Origin of the sequence: Mesorhizobium sp. M8A.F.Ca.ET.021.01.1.1, from assembly GCF_003998025.1 — a bacterium.
In the GTDB taxonomy this organism is placed as follows: domain Bacteria; phylum Pseudomonadota; class Alphaproteobacteria; order Rhizobiales; family Rhizobiaceae; genus Mesorhizobium.
In genome coordinates, this window is the sequence record NZ_RZSJ01000398.1 from 1 (window position 1) to 5,857 (window position 5,857).

General features: G+C 64.3%; 7 protein-coding genes. 6 read left to right on the forward strand and 1 reads right to left on the reverse strand.

What is annotated here, in order from left to right:
- A partial coding sequence (locus EOA36_RS25030) for an MFS transporter (protein ID WP_145969297.1) occupies positions 1-675 on the forward strand: 675 nt, incomplete at its 5' end.
- Here the strand turns inward: EOA36_RS25030 and EOA36_RS25035 are convergent.
- Complete coding sequence (locus EOA36_RS25035; protein WP_127279854.1) at positions 651-1,223, reverse strand: NADPH-dependent FMN reductase; 573 nt, start codon at positions 1,221-1,223, stop codon at positions 651-653. The two genes, EOA36_RS25030 and EOA36_RS25035, sit on opposite strands and share 25 nt — an antisense overlap.
- 218 nt (positions 1,224-1,441) lie before the next feature.
- Here EOA36_RS25035 and EOA36_RS25040 point away from each other — a divergent pair, with 218 nt between their 5' ends.
- The 5 genes from EOA36_RS25040 to EOA36_RS25060 all read left to right on the forward strand — a co-directional run.
- Positions 1,442-2,353: an ABC transporter substrate-binding protein gene (locus tag EOA36_RS25040; RefSeq protein WP_127279855.1), complete on the forward strand. Its 912-nt coding sequence runs from the start codon at positions 1,442-1,444 to the stop codon at positions 2,351-2,353.
- Positions 2,354-2,390: 37 nt separating this feature from the next.
- Positions 2,391-3,554, forward strand: coding sequence for an ABC transporter permease (locus EOA36_RS25045; RefSeq protein WP_127279856.1), 1,164 nt, complete (start codon positions 2,391-2,393; stop codon positions 3,552-3,554).
- On the forward strand, positions 3,551-4,489 hold the full coding sequence (locus EOA36_RS25050; protein WP_127279857.1) for an ABC transporter ATP-binding protein: 939 nt from the start codon (positions 3,551-3,553) through the stop codon (positions 4,487-4,489). Before EOA36_RS25045 ends, EOA36_RS25050 begins: the two co-directional genes overlap by 4 nt.
- Positions 4,486-5,235, forward strand: coding sequence for an ABC transporter permease (locus tag EOA36_RS25055; protein WP_127279858.1), 750 nt, complete (start codon positions 4,486-4,488; stop codon positions 5,233-5,235). Before EOA36_RS25050 ends, EOA36_RS25055 begins: the two co-directional genes overlap by 4 nt.
- Before the next feature lie 240 nt (positions 5,236-5,475).
- Positions 5,476-5,857 (forward strand): sodium/proton-translocating pyrophosphatase (locus EOA36_RS25060; RefSeq protein ID WP_189553338.1); only part of this gene is annotated, 382 nt, incomplete at its 3' end.

The following is a 5,857-nucleotide window of genomic DNA, read 5'->3' on the forward strand; positions in this document are numbered from 1 at the left end:
ATCATCCTGTCGTTCCTGCGCTTGCCGGCAAAGACCGCGAGCAAGGTGGACGTTGCCGACGGCGATGCCAGACCCCTTTCCGAAATCGTCACAAAGCCGCGTTTCGTCGCGGCGCTCTTCTGCGCGGTCGGCAGCTACGCGCTGATGAGTTTCGTCATGACCGGCGCGCCGCTCGCCATGGTTGGCTGTGGCCTGTCCGAGGACGATGCGACGCTGGGCATCTCCTGGCACGTCATGGCGATGTTCGGGCCCAGCTTCTTCACCGGCTCGCTGATCCATCGCTTCGGCGCCGAGCGCATTGTCGCCATCGGCCTGCTGTTGCTGATCGGCTGTGCCGTCGTTGCCTTGTCGGGCCTGGCGCTGTGGCAATTCTGGACAGCGCTGATCCTGCTCGGCCTCGGCTGGAATTTCGCCTTCATCGGCGCCACCGCCATGGTGGCGGCCAGCTACCACCCTTCCGAAAAGGGCAAGGTGCAGGGCTTCCACGACTTTGTCCTGTTCGGCTCAGTCGCCTGCGCGTCGCTGATGTCGGGTATGGTCTACAACGCCTGGGGCTGGACGATGCTCAACTGGATGATCTTTCCGGTCGCCGCGCTTTGCTTCGTGGCACTCGGCGCGCTGAAGATGAAGAGCTTACGGCCGGCTGACAGCTATGCGTCCGGCGGCAAAACCTGAAGCACCCGCGCAATGAACATGTGGAACTCAGCCATATAGTTGCGCAGGAAGTCCTCGGTGGATTCAACCGTCACCTCGCCCTCATCCGTGATCAGCCCAGGCGTGAACTGGATATAGGCTTCGGGCGCATTCATCTGCGGCGAGTTGCAGAAACTCAAAACGCTGCGCAGGCTTTGTTGCGCGACAGCGGTCGCGATGGCACCCGGCGATGTTCCGATGACGGCGGACGGTTTGCGCGCGAATGAATTCTTGCCGTAGGGGCGACTGGCCCAGTCGATTGCGTTCTTCAGTCCGCCAGGGATCGAGCGGTTGTACTCCGGGGTGACGAACAGCACGGCCTGGACCGAGGCGATCGCCTTTTTGAAAGCCTGGGCGGCGGGTGGGAAATTGGCGTCGTAGTCGTAACTGTAGAGCGGCAGATCCTTGAAGCCGATTTCCGTCATTTCGAGCTCGGGAGGGGCAAGTTGAACGAGAGCCTTCGCGAGCTTGCGGTTGATGGATTCCCGGGCAAGGCTGCCGATGAGATAACCGACCTTGTGTATGGCCATGACACGCTCTCCGTGTTTGCCCCCGCACCCCCGCGGCATTATCCACCGGATGGCGGCCGACCGCCAGCCCGCTGTCGCCGCCGGGCCGACATCGGCGCGTCCGGAACAAAAATATTGCGCCGATCCCCCTTCTTATGAAACCGTGTGCCCCGACTGGCCGTTGAAGCCATGCTCATATGCGGCCACCGCATTCCGGTTCACAGCAAGGGATTTTCACCATGTTCTCAGTCAAGGTTCTGGCCAGCGCGGCCATCGCGCTCGCCATCACGGCGGCTTCCGCGAGCGCTCAGGTCGTCGTCTCCTCGAAGATCGACACCGAGGGTGGCGTGCTTGGCAACATTATCCAGCTCGTTTTCAACGCCAACAACATCAAGACCACGGATCGCATCCAGCTGGGCGGCACGCCGGTGGTGCGCAAGGCGATCACCGCCGGCGAGATCGACATCTATCCCGAATACACCGGCAATGCCGCCTTCTTCTTCGAGAAGGCCGATGATCCCGCGTGGAAGGATGCCGCCAAGGCCTATGAGACGGCCAAGAAGCTCGACTACGACGCCAACAAGATCGTCTGGCTGTCGCCGGCGCCGGCCAACAACACCTGGGCGATCGCCCTGCGCAAGGAAGTGACCGACGAGAACAAGCTCGTCACGCTCTCGGACTTCGGCAAATATGTCGCCGGCGGCGGCAAGGTGGTGCTGGCGGCCTCCGCCGAGTTCGTCAATTCGGCGGCGGCCCTTCCAGCCTTCCAGACCACCTATGGCTTCACGCTGAAGCCTGACCAGCTGATCACCCTCTCGGGTGGCGATACGGCCGCGACCATCGCGGCGGCCGCCAACCAGACCAGCGGCGCCAATGCCGCCATGGTCTACGGCACCGATGGCGGCATCGGACCATCGGGCCTCGTCGTGTTGACCGACGACAAGGGCGTGCAGCCGGTCTACCAGCCGGCGCCGATCATCCGCGAATCCGTGCTGAAGGAGCATCCGGAGATCGAGACGCTGCTGAAGCCGGTCTTCGCCAAGCTCGATCTCGTCACCCTGCAGGAGCTCAATGGACGCGTGCAGGTGGGCGGCGAGCCGGTCAAGGGCGTCGCCGAGGACTTTTTGAAAAAGAACGGGTTTTTGAAGTAGCTACGCGTCGATAAGTGACGTCAGTGCGAGGCGCCTTATGAGCCCCCGTTTCGACAAGCTCGGCGTCGTCATCGCCGCGCTCGCTGCCTACGCCGCGTTTCTCGCACCGTTCGCCACCTTCCGCGCCAACCGCATCGTTCCCGGTCAGGCACGTTCGATCCTCGAGGCTCTGCCGGCAACGACCGGTCCGCTGCTTTTGGCGATCCTCGTCCTGGCCGGTTTTGTCGCCCTGCTCAGGACGCCGCTGATCTTGCGCCTTGCAGCCAGCGTCGTGGCGCTTGTCGCGCTGGCGCTGCTCATCGGCGTCGCCGGAACATACCTCACTCCGGCCGGCAACACCTTTGCCAGGGTCTCGCCGGCCTCCGGCTTCTGGATTCTCATCTTCGCCTTCACGCTTTTGCTCGCCGACGTGCTGACCCGGCTCAACCTGTCGCCTTGGGCGCGCGTCGGCGTGCTTGTCGTTGCGGCGCTAGCCATCGGCTTGCTGCTGATTTCGGGACGCTGGGACAGCCTCTCGATCCTCAAGGAGTATTCCAACCGCGCCGGCAGCTTTTGGGCCGAAGGCTCCAAACATGTGACCCTGGCGCTCGGCTCTCTGCTTGTCGCCGTGATCGTCGGCCTGCCGCTCGGCATCCTGTGCCACCGCGTCGAAAGCCTGCGGGCCGGCGCCCTCAACGTCTTGAACATCATACAGACCATTCCTTCGATCGCGCTGTTCGGCCTGCTGATCGCGCCGCTCGGCTGGGTCGCAACCCATGTGCCGGGCGCCGCCGCGCTCGGCATCAGGGGCATCGGCACGGCCCCCGCCTTCGTCGCGCTGTTTCTCTATTCGCTGCTGCCGGTGGTGGCCAACACCGTGGTCGGCCTTGCCGGCGTGCCGCGTGCCGCCAATGACGCGGCGCGGGGCATGGGCATGACCGATCGCCAGCGCCTGTTCGGTGTCGAGTTTCCGCTGGCCTTTCCGGTGATCCTGACCGGCATCCGCATTGTCCTGGTGCAGAATATCGGCCTTGCCACCATCGCCGCGCTGATCGGCGGCGGTGGTTTTGGCGTGTTCGTGTTCCAGGGCGTTGGCCAGACGGCGATGGACCTGGTGCTGCTCGGCGCAGTGCCGACCGTCGCGCTCGCCTTTGCCGCCGCCATCATCCTCGACGCGGTGATCGAAATGACCGCCACCAAGCGCAGGGTAGAAACGGCATGATCGAGATCGAAGGCATCACCAAGCGCTATGACGCGACGACGGTCGTCGACAACGTTTCAATGGTCATCGAGCCGCGCACCATCGCCGTCATTGTCGGCACCTCGGGTTCCGGCAAGACGACGCTGCTGCGTATGATCAACCGGCTGGTCGAACCGACGTCAGGCGTCATCAAGCTCGACGGCGCCGACAATCGATCGGTGCCCGGTTACGAACTGCGCCGCAGCATCGGCTACGCCATCCAGGGCCACGGCCTGTTTCCGCATCGCACCGTGGCGCAGAATATCGCCACCGTGCCGGTGCTGCTTGGCTGGGACAAGGCGCGCATCAAGGCCCGCGTGGATGAACTGATGACGCTCTACCAGCTCGACCCCCAGGAGTTCGGGCCGCGCTATCCGCACGAACTGTCCGGCGGTCAGCAGCAGCGCGTTGGCGTTGCCCGCGCACTCGCCGCCGAGCCCAACGTGCTTTTGATGGACGAGCCGTTCGGCGCGCTCGACCCGATCATCCGCACCAAGGCGCAAGAGGATCTGCTGGCGATCCAGAAGCGCTTCGGCACCACCATCATCCTCGTCACCCATGACATGGAGGAGGCCGTGCATATGGGCGACAGGATCGCGGTGATGGATGCCGGCAAGCTCGTGCAATATGCAAGGCCGGCGGAGATCCTGGCGAGGCCGGCCAACGCCTTTGTCGAGACGCTGGTTGGCGCCAGCGAAAGGCCATTCAGGCTGCTGTCGCTCGGGCGAGTGCGCGACGCCGTGGAGCAGGGCGGGGCCGAAGGCGAGGCGATCCCCGGCGACGCCAGCCAGCGTGACGCGCTCGCGGAACTTCTCTGGTCCGGCAGACCGGCGCTGCCGGTGAAGGGCGCCGACGGCAAGCCGCTCGGTCGCGTCACCGTGGATGGCCTGATCAAGCGGGCGGCGAGGCCGGCATGAAAGCCTGGCTGCCTCTGCTGCTCAGGCTTGCACTGGTGGTGTTGCTCGTTGCCTTCATCACCAGCCCGGGTTGGTTCGAGCCGTTGCTGAAGCCGCTGACCGAAAACAACGCTCCCGCGATCTACAATCAAGGCAGCCTGCTGACGCTTACGCTGCTGCATCTGCGCACCGTGCTGATCGCGACCGTCGCGGCCACCATCGTCGCTGTGGCGCTTGCCATCCTGGTGACCCGGCCTGCCGGCGCTGAATTCCTGCCGCTGTCGCGCAGCCTGGTCAATATCGGCCAGACCTTTCCGCCGGTGGCGGTGCTGGCGCTCGCCGTGCCGGCCGTCGGCTTCGGCGAGAAGCCGACGTTGATCGCGCTGTTTCTCTATGGCCTGCTGCCGATCTTCGAGAACGCGCTGACCGGGCTGACGACGCTGCCGGCCAATGTCGTCGAGGCGGCGCGTGGCGCCGGCATGACTGGCTGGCAAAGGCTCACCAAGGTCGAACTGCCGCTCAGCGCGCCGATCATCCTTGGCGGCATCAGGCTGTCGGTGGTGATCAGCCTCGCCACCGCCACCATCGGCTCTACGGTGGCCGCCAGGACGCTCGGCGAAGTGATCATCGCCGGCTTGCTGTCGAACAATCTGGCCTTCATCCTGCAGGGCGGTCTGATCGTCGCGGCGCTTGCCGTGCTGATCTATGATGGACTGTCCGCGGTCGAGCGCTACGCGGCGCGGCGCATGGGCAGGGAAGCGGACTGACCATGCCCGATGGTCGGGATCGATTTCAATCGATCTAACCGCCGGGCGATCGCCACCCACACTCGCCCGCCTGGACCTTTTGGGCGAAAGCCGGGCAAAAATCGAACAATATCTTGACGTTCGCAGCCCTGTTTCGCATACACCGATGCGAAGAGGGGGATTCCATGCACGGGATTCCGTCTTTGTCTCAACGGCCCAGGGAGGGGTTCTTTTGGGCCAACAATCGAGGAAAACCCGGCAATGACCATAATTTCCGCCGTCATCGCCTGCGGCTTGTTGTCTGTCCTTTACGCCATATGGGCGACACGTTCGGTCCTTGCGGCCGATCAGGGCAACGCGCGCATGCAGGAAATCTCCGCCGCCATTCGCGAAGGCGCGCAGGCCTACCTGGCGCGCCAGTACACCACCATCGCCATCGTCGGCGTGGTCGTGCTCGTGCTCGCCTGGTGGCTGCTGTCGATCACCGCCGCAATAGGCTTCCTGATCGGTGCCGTTCTGTCGGGCGCCGCCGGCTTCATCGGCATGCATGTTTCGGTGCGTGCCAATGTGCGCACCGCGCAAGCGGCTTCCAACAGCCTTGCCGCCGGCCTCGACATCGCCTTCAAGTCGGGCGCCATCACCG